This window comes from Paenarthrobacter sp. NPDC089988 (assembly GCF_044748465.1).
Classification (GTDB): domain Bacteria; phylum Actinomycetota; class Actinomycetes; order Actinomycetales; family Micrococcaceae; genus Arthrobacter.
In genome coordinates, this window is sequence record NZ_JBIVGD010000046.1 from 1 (window position 1) to 2,164 (window position 2,164).

The following is a 2,164-nucleotide window of genomic DNA, read 5'->3' on the forward strand; positions in this document are numbered from 1 at the left end:
GGGGTGCGCAATGATCCAGCAAAAAAATTCAACCAATCAATAAAACAATCGGTATCAACAAACTTGGCACACTATTGAGTTCTCAAACAACAGACCCCTCAAAACATCACCCACCAGCACACCACACAAAGCAGCACACCAAACAACGGGCCATTGGAAAAGAAGGATTATTATTGGCCGCCAACCGAACCGTACACACCTTCCGGCTTTCCGTTTCGCTCCCGGCGACTCAGAAAACAATACACGCCCCCAACCCCCAACGCAAATCCACCCCCAAGCAGCTCCTCCCGATGCAAGTGCACACACGTGAATCCCACGTGAAGTTCCCATGAAAACCCCCAGCTGCTGCGGCTTACGGGGCCCAGCCCGCAAAGGCAACAACCCGCCGTCGTACATTCCCATGAGCTCAGTCCGGCGAAGCGGTGTTCCGCGGCGAAGCGGCCGTAAGCCCCTGTCGCGAGTCGAGGTCCTCCTGGCCGGCCGGGCGGCTGGCGCTCCCCTAGGAGATGGGCGCAGGCAGGTGGGAGGATAAGCCCATGGAACTGCACATCACAGGAGATGCTGCTGCCGACCAACTCCTCAGTGACGACGCCTTCGCGCTGCTGACCGGCATGCTGCTCGATCAACAAGTGACCATGGAATCCGCCTTCGCCGGGCCAGAGAAGATCCGCTCACGCATCGGGTCCCTGGAGCCCGGCGCCATTGCGGCCTTCGACCCGGCTGGATTTGTGGACGTCTTCAAGCAGACACCGGCTGTCCACCGCTTCCCGGGCTCCATGGCCGGCCGGGTACAGGCACTGGCCGAGACAGTCCACCAGGACTGGGACGGCCAGGCAGCTGCCATATGGACACGAGACAACCCAAGCGGGGCAGAAGTACTGCGGCGGCTGAAGGCCTTGCCGGGCTTCGGGGACCAGAAGGCCAAAATTTTCCTGGCCCTCCTCGGAAAGCAGTGTGGTCTCCAGGCGGAGGGTTGGCGCGAGGCTGCCGGCCATTACGGCGAGGAGGGCTCGTACCTGTCCGTGGCAGACATCGTGGATCCGGACTCTTTAGTGAAGGTCCGCGCGAGTAAGCAAGCCGCGAAAGCTGCTGCCAAGGCTGCGAAGGCCTGACCTCTCCTTTAAGCCAGCTAAGGCCCCGCATCTGCGGGGCCTTAGCTGTCTGCAGCCTGGTGGGCGGATCACCGTCGGGACGGCAGGGCGATCTCACGGGAAGGCACGACGGCGGCGTTCACCACGGCGCGATCGCCCAGCGGGCGTTCCAGGTGCACTGTGAACGGCGTGGGCGAATTGCTTTGGCAGGAAGCCGCCTCGAGCCCTGCTCTCCGAACCCCAATAACGACTTCCACCGTTGTATCCGTTTCGACGAGCTTCACCACTTCTACCCTGCCCTCGGCATTCTGCCCTGAGTTGCAATCAAACTCCGTGACAAGCAAAGGGACACTGTTGCCGTTGGGGTCAGGCCTTGAAGAAGGGTCCAAGGTCACAGCACCGGCCCTCAAGTCTCCCAAGTCCAAGGTAGGCGTACAGGCAGACGCCTCGACCACCGCCCACACCGGTTTGCCTGGTTCCGAAGCCATGGAGTCAGTGGAAATGATCACGTAAACGTAGTCCCGGATGTCGCCCGTTCCATCGTCCTTCGGTTCCGCGAGCTTGTTCATCAGCATGACCCTGCTGCTGCTCTCCTGCGCGATGAGCCACGATTCAGCGTGAAATTGTTCCACGTCACGTCCGCTGAGCGCCGGCAGCGCGTCGGGTCCGAGCTCCGTGGCGGGCCTTCGGTTCTCCAACGCCTCCAGCGGAATCTCATTGCCTTGGCACAACGCCACTTCGGGCGTGATCTCCGAAACCGGGCCGGCTGCAGCTGGGTTCCCCTGGGCCTGATCAGGGGCTGCGCAGCCCGCGGCCAGGAACGTGAACGCCAGCACGGCAACTGCCCATGTAGTCGACGATGCTTTCATCCCCATACCGCTCAGGCTACGCTCCGATTCGCGATGCCGGGCCTGCAGGGTGCTGGTGCGTGGGGTTTTAAATGTGTGGAGCCCCGACCGTCGTGGTCGGGGCTCCATTTGTAAGTGTTGTCCGGCGGTGTCCTACTCTCCCACACCCTCCCGGGTGCAGTACCATCGGCGCTGTGGGTCTTAGCTTCCGGGTTCGGAATGGGA

The 2,164-nt window shown here is 61.7% G+C and carries 2 protein-coding genes and 1 rRNA gene; 1 reads left to right on the top strand and 2 read right to left on the bottom strand.

Annotation, left to right across the window (positions count from 1 at the left end; translation table 11 throughout):
* Positions 1-536: 536 nt before the first annotated feature.
* Entirely contained in the window at positions 537-1,112 is a 576-nt protein-coding gene (locus ACIPV6_RS23630) for an HhH-GPD-type base excision DNA repair protein (RefSeq protein WP_397326703.1), read from the top strand.
* A gap of 68 nt (positions 1,113-1,180) precedes the next feature.
* On the opposite strand, the gene ACIPV6_RS23635 is transcribed toward ACIPV6_RS23630, so the two are convergent.
* Positions 1,181-1,966, bottom strand: coding sequence for a hypothetical protein (locus ACIPV6_RS23635; RefSeq protein WP_400273231.1), 786 nt, complete (start codon positions 1,964-1,966; stop codon positions 1,181-1,183).
* Positions 1,967-2,079: 113 nt separating this feature from the next.
* Positions 2,080-2,164 (bottom strand): 5S ribosomal RNA (gene rrf, locus ACIPV6_RS23640); the annotation flags it as partial.